Below are 17,639 nucleotides of genomic sequence, written 5' to 3' on the forward strand. Positions count from 1 at the left end.
GGGGCGGAGAGCCTGACGGCTCTTCAGTTGGCCTGGCGGCCAACTACGGGCCTGACGGCCCGTTAGGTGACGCGTCGTCATGCCTGGCGGCATGACTGTGTGTTGGCTGGGTCGGCCCTGACGGGCCGACAGGAAGGAAGGGCGGGGCCTGGCGGCCCCGCTGTCGCGTGTCCAGGTGTCATGCCTGGCGGCATGACTGTGGGGTGCTGGGTGAGTTCGGTCCCTGCCCTGCCGGGCAGGTTCGGGAAGCGCGTATCTCGGCGCCTACGGCGCCGTGATGTCGTAAGGGTTTTTTAGACAGTTATCCGGTTCCCCTCCCCCTCTGCCATATCTGGGCGCGTGGGCTTTGGCCCTGACGGGCCAGCAGAGTGGGCCGTGAAACACGCCTGCCGGCGTATCCGGTTTCCTGTAGCACCCCACTGCCGCGGGGGGACGTCTTTGTCGGTTTTGGAGTGCGTTGTCAGTGCCAACCTGTATCTTCCGGAAGCTGTTGGCCCGTCTGGAATGAGCCCCGAATACCAATGGTGGGGCGTGGAGGGGTGATGAGCTGTGCCTGTCAGTCAACATGTTGCCGCTCGGAGGATCATTACCGCTGCTCTGCGAGCCGGGGCGGCGTGGATTAACCGGATGGAAGAGCCTCGTGCGTGGCAGGAGCTGTCTCGTATGCACGGGGTGCTCTTGTCGAGTCTGCCAGTGGGGGCAGGCCCTTCGACTCCTGCCGAGATGATCGATCTGCTGCCGGGGCGCTTGCGGGATTGGGTGCCGTTTCCTTGGGGCGAACTGCCTTCTGCCATGGGCGATTTGGTTGTCCTGACGGACAACGGTGAGCTGACCGAGGAGGCCTTCGAGGCGGGGATGAACTATCTGGAGGCCCTGTATGGGGACGACGGATACTTCGAGCTTGGTGGGACGTGGCTTCCGGCGTGGGTTCGGCAGACGGCTGAACAGACGGAGCGGGCTGCTTTTCGGCACATCCGCTCTCATGGGCAGGCCGGCTACGTGGCGGCGCGGACCATGCTGACCGAGGTGCCGTACGGCACAGAGCGCGCGTTGGTCGAGGAGTATTCGCGGCGTGGCGCGGCGCGGATGGACGTGTATCGGCCTGTTCCCTCGGACCGGGTGTGGGTGGGGACGTCGTCGTGGCTGTGGCCGTGTCCGCAGTGCCGGTATCCGATGGTGCTGCGGGGTGGGCAGTTGCGGTGTGAGTATCCGCCGCATCAGAGCCGGTTCGGCCTGCTTCCGGGCGGTGGCAAACGGGGTGGCCCGCCTGTACTGACCGGTGGGCGGGGCCGGTTGGCGACGGCTGCGGAGCCGGCGGAGGGCGTGTTGTGCCTGGACTGGGGGGTGTGGCGGTACATCACCTGTCCCGGGCTGAGTGAGGTGGGCCTGATGCAGTGGTTGGAGAAGCAGGAGGGGGTGCGGGTCGAGCGCTGGGAGAACCTGGACGAGTGGGATGTCGGCGTCTACCTGGCGGACGGGCACCGGTGGCGGGTGGACGTCAAGGACCACCAGGACGCGCAGACGATCATCGACCGGCCGCCTGTCGGGGAGACGGTGGTCGTGCCCAACTACCGGCATAGCCAGGTCAGGCAGCTGCAGTCCGGGCTCGATGGGCTGCGGACTGCTGACGGGCAGCGCTACAGCGTGTTCACGGTCAGCCGTTTCAGGGCGGCTGTGACCCGGCGGTTGAAGGGGATGGGTGCATGACGTCGCCGAAGAATGCGAAGTACTCCGTCGGTGTGCCGCTGACGCTGCGGGCGGCGATCCTGCTGGCCGCGCGGGTGTTCCCCAACCGGGCGGCGGAGGAGCAGGCGGCGTGGCGGTGTGTGGTGGATCTTGCTGATGCACATTTCCTGGCCACGGGGCAGATGCATCTGTGGGATGGCTGGTCTTCGCTGGCTCTGTCCGATCAGGTGCGGATCACGCGGATGCTGCGGCAGCGGCCGGCGGTCCTTGCCTCCCGTTCGGTGTTTGTCACGGAGACGGCAGCGGTCCTGGACAGCGGGGAGACGGTCGAGTTCGCCCCGGCCGATGGGGAGGAGCAGGTGCTGATCCTGCCTGTGGGCGACGAGGAAGCCCTTATCGATGTCTTGCTGGACGAGCTTGAGGACAACGCGGCCAAGGGGCAGGTGCTGCCCAAGCCTGCGCCGCCGGGCTCCTACGTCAGCGACCTGCGGATCAGGGATCCGCTCAGCCCGTCGGGCCGGGTGGTAGACGTCTTCTACGACCTCGACTACCAAGGGCCTCCTGCTCCCAGCGTGGTGCAGGAGCTGGGTGACGCCCCGGTCGCGGACGAGGTGGTGATCCCTTTCGCCGACCTGGAGGAGATCGCGGGCCGGCTCGATGAGCTGCGCGGGCAGGACTACCGGCGCAAGGCGGTCGCGGATATCAGGCGGCACGTCCGGGGCCGCGACGGCATGGGCGTGGGTGAGGTCCTGCGCGTGAAGGCCGGGCCGCTGCGGGTCTTCCACGCTCCCACCGGGATGGGTAAAAACGTCCTGAGTGAACTCGTCGCGGTGTGGTGCGCCCAGCGGGAGCGGGTGATCTCGCTGGTTGTTCCGCAGAGTGCTCAGGTCCTGGCCACGGTGTACCGGCTGCGGCAGGATCTGGCCGCCCTGAAGGTCTCTGCACAGGTCACTCCGCTCGTCTCCCCCGCCTCCATGATGGATCTGGCCGTGCAGACGGCCGGCAACCCGCAGGACGATGCGGACTTTCGGACCTGGGTGTACCGGGAGATGTCTTATAGCTGCCCCCTGACCGGGCATGCCACCATCTCTTCTGAAGCGGTGGACGCGTGGACTCCGGGTCAGGAGCCGTGCGACCAGCTCAAGCCCAACGGGCCGAAAGCGGACAAGGCCCTGGCCTGCCCGTGGCGCGGCGGCTGCGGGAAGTTCCGCCACCACCGGGCCGCGGCGTCGGCGGACATCCTTGTCACCAATCATGCGAACTTCCTGACCGGGCACATTCACGCGCCGGTGGCGGGGCGTCCTGCTCCGGGGCGGCGGATGACCACCGAGCAGCTGCTGCTGCACCGCAGTCATCTGGTCATCGTCGACGAGGCCGATGCGCTGCAGGCGCAGGCCTTCGACCGGGCGGCCCGTCAGGTACTGCTGGCGCAGGACGGTGCGGAGCGCACGCCGGTGCGCGAGCTCGACAGCCAGTTCCGGCGGCACTGCCACCGGCTGCCGATGAGCCTTGAGCAGTACCTGCGGCCGCTGATCAACCACCTGGTGTGGCTGGCCGAGTCCTACGTGTCGCACCTCGTCGGCGGGGTCATCCATCCCGACCGGGAGCGGCGCAGCATGGTGGTGCCGCGTCGCTGGGACGGGATGTTCGCCTCTCGGATCTTTGGGCTGGAGGCTGGGGATCGGCCCACGGAGCGGCAGATGGAGGCGGTCAACCAGCTCTATAAGCGGGAGGGGCCGCTGGAGTTCGCTGATGAGGTCGAGGGGCTGGCCGAGCTGAGGGAGCTTTTGTCCTCGGTCACGGATCTGGTCGGCGGGTCGGACCGGCTCACGCACGTCACCTTGAAGCGGATTGGGGAAGCGTTTTCGGCGATTACCGGTGAGGAGGACGAGAAGCGGCTGTCTTCGCTGGCGTTGCTGGCGGCCCGGCGGGCGTATTTGGAGGAGATGCGCAGCATCTTGCACCGCATTGTCGGTGTCGCGGCGCCGTTGCAGGGGGCGGGGATCTCCGCCGGCAATGACCTGGTGGATGCGCTGGCCTCGCACGTGCCGTGGCGGGCTGCCCCCTACGGTCCTTTGGGGCGTGCGCTGTTCGCGTTCTCCGAGACGTTCGATCCTGGTGACCGGCATGAGACGGCGCTGCGGCTGAAGTCTTATGTCGGGGATCCGCACGCTCATCTGGCTTATCTGGGCGAGGTGACCGCGCTCGCCCATACCGGCACCCGGCGGGCGGTGATCGGGATGTCTGCCACGGCGTTCATGCCGTACGCGCCGCGTCATCACCTCCTGGCGGAGCCGGCCTGGTACGTGCCGGACGACGTCAATGGAGGCCTCACCGTGGAGCTGCAGGCTGGCCAGGACAACGGGGCGGGCATCGTGGTGTCCGGCACCGACGGAGTGAACCGGGAGCAGGCCTATGCGGCCATGGGGCGCAGCGTCGGCAAGGATTTTCCCGCGCAGCTCGACGCGGTGGCCGCCGACCCGGCTACCGCGCACCGTGCGTATGCGTTGCTTGCGCCGACTGCCTACGATGCCGGTCCTGCGCTCGCCCGCGGCATGATCGAGGCGGGGGTCGCGGCATCAGAGATCTGTGTGGCGGTGCAGCCGCAGAAGATGGCGTCGCTGGAGCGGATGCCTCCCGGCTGGGTTCCGATCCTGAGCAACCGGCTCGAGCAGTTCCCCCACGCCGTGGGTCACGGCCGGTGCCGGTACCTGATCGCCCCCATGGCGCGGGTCGAGCGTGGTCTGAACATCGTCGACCGTGCCGGGCGTTCCCTGCTGCATGTGGCCTGCCTCGTCAACCGACCTATCCCGGTGATGGAAGATCCGCCGGTGCTGCTGTCCCTAGTCAACTCTCTGGCCTACCAGCGGCGGCGTCCCGGTCCGGAGCCCGCGGCGGAGTTGGAGCGGCTGCGGATCGTGGCGGGCCAGATCTTCGATGACATCCGCAGCGGGCAGGGCTACTTCAAGTCGCTGGGCCAGGACGTCAAGCTCGCCGTGGTCGCGGAGATCCTGACCCGGCTGATCCAGCTGGGCGGGCGCACCCGCCGCGGCGGAGATCACGGGCGGCTACGGCTGCTGGACGCCGCCTTCACCCAGACCGCCGCCGACTCCACGCTGCCCGCCCTCCTTGAGCAGCTGCGCGGGAAATGGCAGGCCGAGGACCACATGCCGCTGATCGACGCCGTCTACCGCACCACCATGACCGATGCCCTGCTGGGGCTGACGGAGCACTCCCCCACCGGATATGAGGAAGAGGAGCTGGGCGAATGGTGAGTGACGACCACGGCAGCCTGTTCACCCTGTCCTTCGAGCTGGATGACCGACTGCTGGGCACGGTGCACGTCTATCCGCAGGACGAGTCGTTCGCGCCGGCCTGGCGGCGGTTGCCGAAGCCGCGGGGCAAGGATGCCGTGCAGCCGATCGCGTCCCTGCAGACGGCGGCGCGTGCCGTGATCGGTGAGCGGCTGGTGTTCACCAACCCTGACCGGCCTGCCAGGACCGGCCGGTGGGCCGGGCGGAGCGTGATCGTCACGCCCGGGGCGCTGGACGGGGCCGTGGTACGCACTCTGATGCGGGAGTGGGAGACGCGGCTGGACGGACATGACGGCCGCGACACGCTGGCTGCTCTGCTGCAGCTGTCCGACGAGGGGCCTCAGCCGCTCAGTTCGCTGCTGCACCGCGATGCCATGGGGCGGATCACCGGTCCGCGCTGGGCGTTTCGGGTGGCCGGGTGGCGGCTGGCGGGCATGCTGGCCGCCCAGCCGCTCCCGCTCGACGAGTCGCTGCCCGCGCTGCGGTTCCACCTCGACAGTGAGGGCGACCTGCTGGCGTGGCAGGCCCCGCTGGTCCACGAGAGGTCATGGATCGACGAGGAGAGCGGCAAACGTCGGCGCATCGTCGGCTACGCCATGGAGCGCATTCACATCGAGGTCGAACCCGCCCCCGGCGGAAAGACTCTCATTGCGCATCTGTCGGCGCGTATCTCGCGCGTCGCCACCCATTACAAGGGCATCCGCAACGTCTTGCTGCGCCATCCCGTCAATCCGGACATCATCCTCAAGGCCCCGATCACCACACGGTGGGAGAAGGGTCCGGGCGGGTTCATGCAGCCTTCGGCCGTCCTCTACCGCGGGGCGGCGGCACAGATCGTCGAGGCTTGCGGGGTCGGCCGCCTGCCCCAGCCGCCCCTGACGGGGCTGGACGAGCTGACAGAGGTGCGCGGGGTGCACCGCACGGGCAAGCACCCGATCGACAAAGGTGCTGGTGTGATGTTCCACGCCCGGCTTGAGGAACACGCCGGGCAGGTCCTCGGCCAGGAGCCCGTCGTCTACACCGGCACGTCTATCAAGATCAGTAAGCCGGGCGGAAGTCTGCCGCCCTACGTGCCGGCCGACAAGATGGCCGACGCCATGGCCGTTGCCCGTCTCGATACGGTGCGCACCGTCGTGCTGTACGAGTCGGCGCAGTGGCGCGCGCGGGTGATGGGGCAGCTGGCTCGTGACTATGCACGGCCCGAGCTGGCTGAGCTGCCCGATGAGCAGCCGGTGGTCCTGGCGTCCGGGTATGAGCTCGTGGCGGTGCGGGTGCCCGAGTTGGTCCGCCATGGGAGCCACGACCGTAGTCTGATTCTGAACACGCTGCCGTGGTTCAAGCCTGGTGCTGGGCGGTCCCTGGTCGCGGCCCTGTGTGAGACGCGCTACCTCAGCGAGCAGGAGAAGGAAGCGGGGGTGACGGACGCCAAGCACGCGCTGAAAGGGCTTTTCGCCGAGCGCGGCATCCCCTCGCAGTTCATCACCATGGATTCCGACCCTGGCGACCCGTATCGGCTGAACACGCCTGAGAAGGTCGCGCGGGCCAGGGCCCTCAAGGCGGGTCTGCCGGAGCCGGATGTTGCCTACAAGGACGACCATGCGGTGCAGATCGCGCTCGGCAGCCTGCACTGCGACTCTGGCCTCATCGACAACCGCCTGGCTGCCACCGCCTTCCACCGCAACGCCAAGGACACCGCCTTGGATCGGGAAGCTGTAGCCGTGGGGCTGTGGACCCGCTACCACCGCTTCGGTGAACGTCCCGGCCGACCTCGCAAGTCGGCCGTGCTGGCCATCACGCTGGTCGCGATGCGGATCCCGCTTGGCGAGGACGCCTACTGGCCCACCCTGATGTACAGCGATCAGGGCTGGCTTCCGCTGGCCCAGGCAAGGGCCTTGCACCATGCGGGTCCCATCGGGAGGAAGGGGCATCACCTGCGGGAAGACCATGGAGGGCCGGACAATGTCCGCACCTATGTGGAGCGGGCGCTGGCTGCACTCGGTGACCGGTATCCGATCATCGTCTTCGCCGAGGAGCGTGAGCGAATCTGGCCCGGGCTGTGCAACGACCGACTCGGGGACGGCGGTGTCCCTGGACAGAGTCTGATGGCGCAGGGGCGGGATGTGGCGGTCGTCAGGGTCGGCAACGGGCAGGGCACCCCCCAGCCGTCACGGCGCACCGGGGGTGGGAGCAGACTGCCGGCCAACCCGCTGCAGCCGGTCATGCCGGAGAAGATCCTCTACCGTCACGATCACGGCGGTGTGGTGTCGTGGCTGTTTTCCGGGCAGTCCCGTCAGCATGCAGGCGGCCAGCGCACCGGCACCCAGTACACGCGCCGTACTCTGCCCGGCGGACAGCTGGCCCAGATGGGTGCTCCCTTCCACGCCATGACCCGCACCGAATACGTCATCGCTCACCTTGGCGGCTGGCGCGAGGAGCAGCTGGCAGGTCTTGCCGCGAGGATCTCGGAGCAGGCCGCTATGTGGGATGGGCGCACCAATCTGCCCGCGCCGCTGCATCTGGCGAAGAGCGCTGATGAAAAGCATCCGGGCTTCGTCGACCAGGAAGGACTGAGCGAGTAGGTGCGGTGACGGCGGGCACGGCGGCTTCCAGGAGCGGTGCCGGCGCAGCCGATGGCTGTTGGCTGCTGCCGTGCCCCGCATGGGTTCAGGGCGAGGCGGGGCCGGGTGCGCTGTGCCGCCCCTGACCTGTCGCAAGCCGAACAGGCCGTCCAACTGGAGTATGCGGCTGGTTACTTGGAATACGTCTGTTTCCAGCGTGCTCGGTGGTGGGCTTCTCCCTGTCCGCGTCCGTTGACTTCGGCCAGGGACAGCAGCGGTGTCCCGTTGTTCCACAGACCGAAGAAGTCACGGTGCAGGGTGAGGATGTGGTGCTTGACCGCGAATGCCTCGGCTTGGGAGCTGAAGCGTGTGGTGGCGACGAAGATGGCAACATCCGCAGCAAAATGCACCTTGGCTGCCAGCAGATCGCGCACTTCGCGACTGGCGATCGTCCGGTGGGGTGCGTACCGCTTGCATTGGATCACCATGGTCCGGCCGTCGGGCAGCCGGCCGAGCACGTCGGCTCCGTTGTCCCCGGTCCCGCCTACTCGGCGCACCTGCGTGCAGCCGTCACGGCGGCATAACTCGGCAACCACTTCCTCGAACTCGGTGCCGGTCATCGCATCGATGGCAGCCAGCGTCCGCTGTCCGGCTGCGATCTCCTCCTGTCGTCTCCAAGCGTCGTCCTTGCTTCGCAGCAGCCGGTCGGTGCGCCAGAGCCGCCACACCATCCAGCCGATTCCCGCGGCGGCAAGCAGGGCGCCGAGGTACGGCAGCAGCGTCGGCTGCAGCAGGCCGAGCAGGACCAGCGCGGCAAGCAATCCTGCTGCTGCTTTGTTCCGGGTGGTGATGCGTCGTCTGCGCATTGCCTTGCGCTTGCGTTTGGCCGCCATTTCCGCCCCCTCTTGCACCGGCAGGGATGGATTCCTCCCCGCGGTGCAGTGTGGTCATGCCGAACGGCCCCGCCAGGGCGCAGTCAGGCCATTGGCTTGAACCTCCCTCCCTTCTGTCGGCTGGCGTCTGGCTGTTCTCCTCGGGAGGTGCGTTCGCCTGTTTACAGGCCGAGTTCGGCCAGGGCTGCTTGCCTCTGCGGACTGAGGCCGGAGCGGCGGCGGCGCAGGTTGCTCAGCCACTGGCCCAGGCGCACGGGGTCGCCTTCGATCTTCTCGATATGCCGCTGGGGGACGTCGAGATGGCCTTCGCGCGCGCGGAAGGCGCGTGCGGCGGCCAGCCCGCGCTGGAAGGCACTCTCGCGCGCCGGCAGGCGGCTCTCCGCCACCGGGGAGGCGGATGTGTCGGGCAGTTCGAGCAGCCCCAACTCCGCGAGCAGCGACCTCTGCTCAGGGTGCAGACGATCGGAGCGGGCACACTGTGACTCAAGCCAGCGCTCTGCCTCGGCGGCAGTCTTGTTGGCGGTCCGGCTCTGACGGGCGGCGTGGTAGGCCCGTTGCCAGGTGATCGGCCAGGGCGGGTTCCACCACCGGTCCAGGGCGGTGAGGGCGGTAGCGCGCTGCTCGGTGAGGGTCTCGGCGCGCTTGCGCTGGGTGGCCAGCCAACGGCCGAGGGGGAAGCCGTCGTGGATCTCGTCGACGGGTGCGGCGAGGTGGCCATGGCGGGCGGCGTACGCGGCGGCGTGGGCCAGTGCGCGGTCGAAGGCCTGCTGGCGGGGGTCCCAGATGATGCCGAGGCGTTCGAGGGCCTGCACGCGTACGGCGTCGAGCGTGTTCTTGGTGTGCAGGTGGCGTTGCCAGGTCAGCCAGCGTCCCAGGGGGTAGCCGGTGGGGTCCTCGTAGTTCTGGGGGACGTCGAGGTGGTGGTGGGTGTGGCGGAAGCGGCGGGCCGAGGCGAGGCCGCGGCGCCATTCGGCGCTCTTGGGGGCAAGGACGCGCAGGGACAGGGCGAGGGCGATCTCGTCTGCCTGGGTGGGGCGGTCGAAATGCAGCCAGGCTTCGGGGTCCTCGGGGGGCGTGGTGGGGCGGTGGGTGCGCGGGTCGGACAGGCGGGCGTCGAGGCGGTCGTCGTGGGAGCGCAGGGCCTGGATGGTGCGCCACAGTGGGGTGTAGGCGTCGGCGCCGAGGAGGTCGTCGGGGTCTTCGTCGGGGGTGAGGTAGACGGGGACGACGAGGGTGGCCTTCTTGCCTGCGCCGGGGTGCTGGCGCAGGGCGCGGCCGACGGCCTGGACGGTGTCGACGGGGCTGTTCTTGGGGTCGACGAAGACCACCGCGTCGATGTCGGGCACGTCGATGCCCTCACCCAGCACGCGGGCATTGGACAGGACGGCCGGTGTATCGGGGCTGGTGTGTGAGGTGAATTCAAGCAGGAGGCGGCGGCGGATTTGCGGGGTGTGGCTGCCGCTGACCCAGTCTGCCCACAGCCCCTGGGGGCGCTGGTGTTCGGGAAGGGCGGCGGCTGTCTCCGTCAGGGTGGTGGCGAAGGCGCGGGCGTCGGCGACACGGTGGTGGAAGGTCAGGATGCGGCGCAGCCGGTGGTCGTGTATGGCGCGTAGGGCGGCGACTTGGCGGCCGGCCAGGCGCAGTCCGTCGACGCCGGCGCCGGGGCCGGTGGCGAGCCAGTCACGCAGGTTTTCGTCGGTGACGACAGGGACGAGGATCTGATAATCGGCGAGCAGGCCGAGGTCGATGGCGTCGGAGAGGGACAGTCGGTAAGCGACAGGGCCGAAGAGGGCTTCGTCGTTCATGGAGGCCACCGTCTCTGCTCCGTCGTCGTCCGGGGCGTCGTGGGGGTCCCAGATGCGGGGGGTAGCGGTCAGGTAGAGGCGTCGGACGGCGGGCACCTGGTCGTCGTGGTGGACAGATGCCCAGGCCTTGCCGAGGCGGCCGGCGGTTCTGTGGGCCTCGTCGACGACCACCAGATCCCAGGAAGTCAGGTGGTGGTCACGGTGGGCGGCGACCACGGCGGGCAGCGAGGCGTAGGTGGCGTAGACGGTGACCGGCCCGGGGCGAGGTGTGGTGATGAGGGCGGTCAGTTCGGCGGGGTCGGTGGTGAGCGGGATGTCGGTGCCGACCGGTTCGTGGTCGAGGGCCTGGCGGGCCGAGCACACCGCCACGGTGGTGCCCTTGCGGCCGGCCAGACGCCAAGAACGGATCGTCTGCGACAGCAGGTCCAGTGTCGGCAGCAGCACCAGCACACGTCCGCGGGGGGCAATGCGGGCGGTGGTACGGGCGGCAATGAGGGTCTTGCCGGTGCCGCAGGCCGCGATCACGCTGGCGCGGGTGTGATCGCGGAGCGTGGCGGTCGCGGCGGCGACGGCTTCCTTCTGGTGGGGCCGCAGCTCGATTTCGGAAGCCATGAAGGTGTGCTGCTCCGTGGAGGTCGGCTGGACAGGGGGGCGGGGCAAGGCGCCCCGCCCTGTCAGGGTGCAGGCTATTCGGCTGCTTCGGTCAGGTGGGCGAGGGTGGATCCGGCGGGGCTTTTACGGACGTGCAGGCGGTGAGTGATGCGGCGGCGCAGTTCGGGGACGTGGCTGATGACGCCGACGGTGCGGTCGTGGGCACGCAGGGAGTCCAGGACGTCGAGGACCTTGTGGAGGGTGTCTTCGTCGAGAGTGCCGAAGCCTTCATCGATGAAGAGAGTGTCCAGGGGGTTGCCGCCGGCTTCGTGGGTGACGACGTCGGCCAGGCCGAGGGCGAGGGACAGGGAGGCGAAGAAGGATTCGCCGCCGGAGAGGGTGTCGGTTTTGCGGGGGCGGCCGGTCCAGGAGTCCGTGATCTGCAGGCCGAGGCCGGAGCGGGCGCCGCGGGCGGCTTGGTGGTCGGAGTGGGAGAGGGTGTAGCGGCCTTCGGACATGATGTGCAGGCGGGTGTTGGCGGCGGTGACGACTTCTTCGAGGCGGGCAGCCAGGACGTAGGCCTCCAGCTGCATGCGCACCCGGGCGCTGGGTGAGTTGCCGGTGATGAGTTCGGCCAGGTGGCGGGCGGTGAGGTGAGCCTGCTCAAGCGGGTGCAGGTGTTGGACGGCGGCGTCGAGGTCGGCAGTGAGGGCGGTGAGGGCCTGGCTGCGGGTGTGGGCGGCACTCGCGGCAGCGGCCGCCTCGGCGTGCTGGTCATCCGCGGCGGCCCTTGCAGCCGTGGCGGCGCCGAGGTCGGCGGAAGGTTGCGCGGCGGCCTGCTGCAGTGCCGGGTTGTCCAGAACTGCGGTGTGGGCGGCGCAGGTCTCGCGCCACTGAGTGATCTCTTCTTCGATGGCGCGCAGGTCTTCGTCGCTGAGCAGGGCCTGCCGGGCGAGTGCCAGGGTGTCGAAGCCCTGGTCTTTGGCGGCGAGGGTGGCCTGGTCGGTGCGGTGCGTGAGGGTCTGGACGACGGCGGCGAGGTTGCGGGAGGCCTCGGCGGTCTCTTTGAGGCGGTCGGCGGTGCGGGTGAGGTCGTCGGCGTGGGCGGCGACGGTGGGATGGGTGCCGCGGGCTGCGGTGAGCTTGGCGCTCAGCTCGGTGAGCTGCTGGGTGAGGGTGTCGTAGTGGGCGTTGCGGGCGGACAGACCGGCCGTGGCGGTGCTGTGGTGCTGGGTCTGGGCCGTGTGCTCGCTGTCGAGTGTGAGGAGTTCTTCTTGGACGGTGCCCTGGTCTGCAGCACGGTCCAGTGCGTCGGTCAACTCCGTGGTGAGCGTGGTGTGCTGGGTCTGGAGGTCGGTCAGGGGGGTGTCGCCGGCTTCACCGGTGGCGGTGGCAGCCTGTTCGCGGAGCCCGTGCAGCACGGCCGCGGCGGCTTTCTGGGTGGCCTTGGCCTGCTCGTGGAGGGCTTCGGCGTCCTGCTCGTCCTGGCGTGTGGGCTGCCCCTCCTGGGGAGCGGCGGGCGCCGGGTGGGTGCAGGATCCGCAGACCGGGCAGGGCGTGCCGTCGGTGAGGGTGGTGGCAAGCTCGGCGGCCATGCCTTCGGTGCGGCGGCGGCGGATGGTCAGGTAGTCCTGGCCGGTCTGGTGGGTGACTGCTTCTGCATCGGCCAGCTGCTGTTCGGCCTTGGTGACCTGGGCGAGATGGGTGTCGCGGCGCCTGGCGGCTTCGAGGCGGGTTTTGAGGCTGTCCAGGGCGGTCTGGTGGCGGCGGCTTTCTTCTTCGGCCTGGCGGGCGGCTTCTCGCCGGGCTTCGAGGGTGCCGCGCCGGGCGGGCTCGGCTTCGAGCCAGTCCTGGGCTGTGCGTTGCTGGGTGGCGAAATCCTGCCGTTCGGCGTCGGTGCGCTTCAGCTCATTGGTCAGCCGGTGGACCGTGTCTTCTTCGGGGATGAGGGCGGTCAAGAGGGCGGCTTCGGCACGAAGATGCTGCTCGGCGGTTTCCAGCTGGCCGGCGTCCAGGTCCTTGTGTTCGGGCAACAGGTGTTCGCGGGCGGTGCGTTCGGCATGCTGGGCACGGGTGTGCTCGTCTGCGGCGGTGTCCGCAGCGTGCAGCAGCGGTGCTGCCTGTTGGGCACGGCGGGCCTGGTCGCGGCGCTGGACCAGTGCGTGCTGGTGCGGTGCCTGTTGCTGGAGCAGGTCGAATTGCTGCCGGGCGCTGGTGTAGGTGGTTTGTTGCTGGTGGAGTTCGCGGGCCGCGGCTTCGAGGGTCTGCTGTCTGACCAGGTTTTCTTTGGCTGTTGTGGCTGCTTGGAGTGCTGTTGTGTGGTTGGTGTGGCTGGCGCGCAGCAAGTCCTGGGCCCAGGCGCGAGCGGGCTCGGTGAGCGTGTGCGGGTCGTCGGAGGTAGGCGCCGTGTACTCGGTTTCCAGGTCGGGTCCGGCGGCCTGGTGGATGCGTTCGACCAGGCGCAGTACGTCGGCGCGGGCGGCGTCGCGGTTCTTCTCGGTGGTGCGGCTGTGGTCGTTCAGCCAGCGCTCGATGAAGGAGAAGCGACCGGTGCGGAAGAGTTTACCGAGGAGTTCTCGTCGGCCGTGGGCGTCGGCGTGGAGGAACTTGGTGAATTCGTTCTGCGGCAGCAGGACGACCTGGCAGAACTGATCCCGGCTCATGCCCAGCAGGTCAGTCACCTCAACGGCAGCCTCCTGGTGGGACTTGCTGGAAGGTTCCCAGCGGCCCTGGCCGTCGGCGTCGACGGCCCATTCACTGAGCCGGGTTTCTGCCTTCTGGGAGGTTTCGCCTTCACCGGATCGCTTGGGGCGCATCTGGGCGGGGATCCGGTCGATGCGCAGGCGGCGCCCTGCAAGAGTGACCTCGAGGGTGACCTCGGTCAGGAGGCTGGCGGGAGCGTGGTGGCTGCGCAGCAGCAGGTCGCGGTCGCCCGGTGGTTTGCCGTAGAGGGCGAAACAGATGGCCGCGAAGATGGTGCTCTTGCCTGCTCCGGTGTCGCCGTGCAGGAGGAACAGGCCGTCGGCGGACAGGGCGTCGAAGTCGATGGTGTGGGTGCCGGCGAAGGGTCCGAAGGCCTGCAGGCGCAGGGTGTGCAGGCGCATGTCAGACGGTTTCCTTCTGCTGCTCGTTCAGGCGGGAGGCTTCGACGGCCTGCTGGAGCAGGGCATGTTCGTCCGGTGTGGGGTCGGTTCCGCGCATGTTGCTGATGAAATCGCTGGTGATGTCGAGGTCGCCGCGGCCGCGAATGCGTTCGCTGTAGGTGGGAGTGTTCGTGGCCTGGGAGGGGATGAAGGCGGGCTTGTGCTTGAGGCTGGCGGTGTGGGGGAAGCGGCGGCGCAGGCGGGCCATGGCCTCGAAGGGCAGGGCCGTGTCGGTGAGGGTGACCTCGAGCCAGGCATCTTTCAGCGGCTCGTGGTCGGGGTTGGTCAGGAGGTCTTCCATGAAGCTGGTCACGCGTTCCAGGCGCAGCGGCACGGGGCAGGGCCGGTGGGTGAGGGTGGGAACGACATTGGGGGTGAGGTCGACCAGAGTGATCGACTTGGTGTGGCGGGCTTCGGAGAAGGAGTAGGCCAGCGGGGAGCCGCTGTAGTGAATGCGGTCGGTGACGCGCTGGGGGCCGTGGAGGTGGCCCAGGGCCACGTAGTCGATCCCGTGGAAGACGTCGGCGCCGACGTGGGCGACACCACCCACGGCGATTTCGCGTTCGCTGTCGGCCTCCTCCCGTTCCTCACGTTCCTCGGGCTGCCCGGTTCCGGAGGTGACGAAGGCGTGTGCGAGGACCACGGAGCGGGTGCCGGCCGGCTGGTTGTTGGTGAGGTCGGCGTGGATGCGGTCCAGGGCTGCTGTCAGTACTGCGCGGTGGGAGATGGCTTCGGCTTCCAGGCGGTCGCGGACCATCGACGGCTCGAGGTAGGGGATGCCGTACACGGCTACGGGGCCGTCGGCGTCTTCGAGGAGGACGGGGATGTCGCAGGTGCCGGGGTCGGTCCGCAAGTGGATCCCGGCACGGGCGAGGAGGCCGGATCCGACGCCGAGGCGGTGCGCGGAGTCGTGGTTTCCGCTGATCATGATGATCGGCACATCGAGGTCGGCGAGCTGGTGCAGGGCGCGGTTGAACAAGCGCACGGCGTCCAGGCTGGGGATGGCCCTGTCGTAGATGTCGCCTGCCACGAGGATCGCGTCGACGTCCTCCGCCTGGGCGGTGTCGACCAGGTGGTCCAGGAAGGCGCCCTGGGCGGGGATCAGGTCTTCTGTGTGGAACCGGCGGCCCAGGTGCCAGTCCGAAGTGTGCAGAAACCGCATGAGTGCAGACAGTAACCACAGAGAGAGCGGTTACGGACGGTTTTCCTGATAAACGGGCGTCGCAACGGAAACCGTGACGCGACGCACTACGTGGGAGTTCAGTGGTTTTGTCCCATCGCTGGGCGGGGTGCCGCCGCCGGGTGATTGTCAGTGGCAGGGGGCAAGATATGCGGTGGGGGGGAAGGAGGATGTGATGTCGTTATCGCGTTCTACCAGCAGTGGATCCGTGGCGGCGCCGGACGGGTGCCGCTGGTGCGGGATCGAGGCACGAGGTCACGGCCGGCAGCATGTGGCGGAGGTGGGCTGGCACGCCTGGGCGGCCCCGACGCTACAACAGCGCAAAGAGCGCATGCTGCAGCGCCGTGCCGGCCGAACGGTCAGGAAGCCAGGACCTGAATGTCCCTGAAAGCGTCCCTGAGCTGTGACGGGACATCCTCGGCCTTCGTGAGGGTGGTCACCAGCGAGTAGAGCATGTCGTCTTTGCCGTCGGGGCTCATCCGCTCGGCACCTTCTTTGATCATGGCCAGAACATGACTGCTGAACTTCCCGCCGCGGTGCACGGTGAAGTCCTCGGCCGCCCATTGCCTGCCTTCGGAACGCGGCCAGTGCGCATTGGCGGCCTCGGCCCACTGGGGATCGGTGAAAAGTTCCTCGAGTTCGTTGAAGCCTTCGGCCTCACCGACGTAGGTGACCTGGGTGGCGAGATCGAGTCCGGTCCGGATGAGCCGTTCGGTCTTGAAGTGTTTGTTGGTGCGGCTGTCGGCGTCCACCATCAGCATGACCGTGCGGCGGTTCTTGACAAGGTAGCCGGCCAGGTGGAGGGCTCCTTCGTTGTTGCCGCAAGCCCACAGGGCGATGCCGGCCGCCTGCAGGGACAGCCTCTGGGAGAGACGGAACAGCAGTGGCAGGCACTGCTGTTCGGTGGGTCCTTCCACGGCGAGGAAGCAGCGCTCGTGCAGCAGGACGGAGTTGCGTAGTCCGACGGAGGCGGCGATCTGCCCGAGGTGGAAGTCGACGCCGTCGTGGGATTCGTCCGCCAGGCGCTCGACGACGGTGCGGCCGCGATCGCCGAGGCGGAGGTGGACGACATCGGCGATGTCGACGCCGTCGATGAGGTTCATGGAGTGGGTGGCGACCACCACGCTGACGTGGGGCAGGGCGCACTGCTTGCGGATGATGTCCATGACGGTGCGCTGGTGGCGGTAGTCGAGGTGAGTATCGGGCTCGTCGTAGACGACGATGGTCTGCGTCGGCTCCTGCTCGTCCCCCTCCCCCGCGGCGGCGAGCTCGCTGTGCTCGAGCAGGTTGCTGGTCCACTCCCACACGGCGAGCGCGATCCGGCGATTGCTCCCCTGACCCGATCTGGTCAGGTCGACCGGCTCGCCATCAGCCTTGGAAACTTCCAACGGAGCGCGTCTGAAGCCTCCTTTGAAGGACACTTCTGGCTTGACCTGCACACCGACGAACTCACGGCAGTGCCGGCGGATGTGCTGGCACAGAGAATCGGCCTCCTTCTCCAGACGCTGAGTGATCTCCGCCTCGATCTCCCGAACCCGCCCTTGCAGGGTGTCGTCTTCCAGGTAGGTCTCGTAGCAGCTGTTCAGGGCGGTGCGTACCGCATCGTCCGGACGCTCGTCCTTACCGCCGAACGGCAACAGCCGGGGCAGTCGCTCTTGGAGCTCTTTCGGGAGTGCCTGCCACTGCTCCACCTGAGGTGCTGCGGCCGCATAGGCGGTGACGGCCTGCAGCAGGTCGTCCTTGAGCGGTCCGGCAGGGGTCAGGGAGAACTCGGCCACCAATTCGGCCAGTTCGCCCTTCAGTAGTCTGGCCACGTCGTGCAGCCGGCTGTCGGCCGGACGGGAACCGTAGTACTCCCACCGGGCCGCCTGGCCCTCCTGGGCGATACGGCGGATCCGCACAGTCTGTGGCAGGGCGGTGGCATCCTGCTCGCCGGCGTCAAGGGTGAAGGCTCCCTCCACCCACGTCTCGGAGCAGCGGCCTCCCGGGGCGCCTTCCGTCTGCTGGTACGTACGATCCTCGTCCGTCAGGCGGTGGCGTCCCAAAAGGAAGGCCAGCGCGGTCAGTACGGCGCTCTTGCCGCCGTCGTTACGGCCCGCCAAGATCGTCGGGTTGCTGACGGGGATGTCCTCCACCCGGGCCAGGGAACGGAAGCCGCACGCGGAGAAACGAGTGAGGTACACGGTCGAGCTGCTCCGAATCTCCCTCTCCGGGGAGGGTGTGACGCGTGGGTGATATCCATACGGGTGGGACGATTGAGCACCCGGAACGGACCGTCATCCTAGGGCCACAGACGGCAACGCTCCTGCGGTTCAGGCCAATTGACGCCATGCGCCCACTCCCCGCAGACCATCGGGAAGCGGTCACGACGCACCTAGGCGGTGTCTTCAAATGTCACGCCCACATCAGGAGCGATGCGAGGGTGACGGCTGCTTGGTAGGACTCGGCGGTCTTGTCGTAGCGGGTGGC

Annotated in this window: 8 protein-coding genes; 3 read left to right on the forward strand and 5 right to left on the reverse strand. The window is 68.4% G+C overall.

The window, feature by feature from the left end:
- Positions 1-549 precede the first annotated feature (549 nt).
- The 3 genes from ACIP5W_RS35230 to ACIP5W_RS35240 are packed head-to-tail and all read left to right on the forward strand — an operon-like array spanning position 550 to position 7,579.
- Positions 550-1,707 carry a hypothetical protein gene (locus tag ACIP5W_RS35230; protein WP_401482091.1) on the forward strand — a complete coding sequence of 386 codons (1,158 nt, stop codon included), beginning with the start codon at positions 550-552 and terminating at the stop codon, positions 1,705-1,707.
- Positions 1,704-4,961 carry a hypothetical protein gene (locus ACIP5W_RS35235; RefSeq protein ID WP_401482093.1) on the forward strand — a complete coding sequence of 1,086 codons (3,258 nt, stop codon included), beginning with the start codon at positions 1,704-1,706 and terminating at the stop codon, positions 4,959-4,961. The genes ACIP5W_RS35230 and ACIP5W_RS35235 overlap by 4 nt, the downstream gene beginning before the upstream one ends.
- Positions 4,955-7,579: an RNaseH domain-containing protein gene (locus tag ACIP5W_RS35240; RefSeq protein WP_401482095.1), complete on the forward strand. Its 2,625-nt coding sequence runs from the start codon at positions 4,955-4,957 to the stop codon at positions 7,577-7,579. Before ACIP5W_RS35235 ends, ACIP5W_RS35240 begins: the two co-directional genes overlap by 7 nt.
- Positions 7,580-7,749: 170 nt before the next feature.
- On the opposite strand, the gene ACIP5W_RS35245 is transcribed toward ACIP5W_RS35240, so the two are convergent.
- From ACIP5W_RS35245 to ACIP5W_RS35265, 5 genes are all read right to left on the reverse strand, one after another.
- The gene (locus ACIP5W_RS35245; RefSeq protein ID WP_401482097.1) at positions 7,750-8,451 is read right to left on the reverse strand and encodes a restriction endonuclease; all 702 of its coding nucleotides are present in this window, start codon (positions 8,449-8,451) and stop codon (positions 7,750-7,752) included.
- A gap of 161 nt (positions 8,452-8,612) precedes the next feature.
- Complete coding sequence (locus ACIP5W_RS35250; protein WP_401482098.1) at positions 8,613-10,868, reverse strand: Helicase associated domain protein; 2,256 nt, start codon at positions 10,866-10,868, stop codon at positions 8,613-8,615.
- Between the two features lie 74 nt (positions 10,869-10,942).
- Complete coding sequence (locus ACIP5W_RS35255) at positions 10,943-13,951, reverse strand: AAA family ATPase (protein ID WP_401482100.1); 3,009 nt, start codon at positions 13,949-13,951, stop codon at positions 10,943-10,945.
- A gap of 1 nt (position 13,952) precedes the next feature.
- Positions 13,953-15,152 carry an exonuclease SbcCD subunit D gene (locus tag ACIP5W_RS35260; protein ID WP_401482102.1) on the reverse strand — a complete coding sequence of 400 codons (1,200 nt, stop codon included), beginning with the start codon at positions 15,150-15,152 and terminating at the stop codon, positions 13,953-13,955.
- A gap of 377 nt (positions 15,153-15,529) precedes the next feature.
- A complete protein-coding gene (locus ACIP5W_RS35265) occupies positions 15,530-17,305 on the reverse strand; it encodes an ATP-dependent nuclease (protein WP_401482103.1) in 1,776 nt (591 codons plus the stop codon).
- Between the last annotated feature and the right edge of the window lie 334 nt (positions 17,306-17,639).

This window comes from Streptomyces sp. NPDC088766, from assembly GCF_044750845.1.
Lineage (GTDB): Bacteria > Actinomycetota > Actinomycetes > Streptomycetales > Streptomycetaceae > Streptomyces.

Excerpts from the sequence above, each read along its gene's own strand:
- ACIP5W_RS35235 (WP_401482093.1), top strand. The coding sequence starts at position 1,704 with ATGACGTCGCCGAAGAATGCGAAGTACTCCGTCGGTGTGCCGCTGACG.
- ACIP5W_RS35240 (WP_401482095.1), top strand. The coding sequence starts at position 4,955 with ATGGTGAGTGACGACCACGGCAGCCTGTTCACCCTGTCCTTCGAGCTG.
- ACIP5W_RS35245 (WP_401482097.1), bottom strand. The coding sequence starts at position 8,451 with ATGGCGGCCAAACGCAAGCGCAAGGCAATGCGCAGACGACGCATCACC.
- ACIP5W_RS35250 (WP_401482098.1), bottom strand. The coding sequence starts at position 10,868 with ATGGCTTCCGAAATCGAGCTGCGGCCCCACCAGAAGGAAGCCGTCGCC.
- ACIP5W_RS35255 (WP_401482100.1), bottom strand. The coding sequence starts at position 13,951 with ATGCGCCTGCACACCCTGCGCCTGCAGGCCTTCGGACCCTTCGCCGGC.
- ACIP5W_RS35260 (WP_401482102.1), bottom strand. The coding sequence starts at position 15,152 with ATGCGGTTTCTGCACACTTCGGACTGGCACCTGGGCCGCCGGTTCCAC.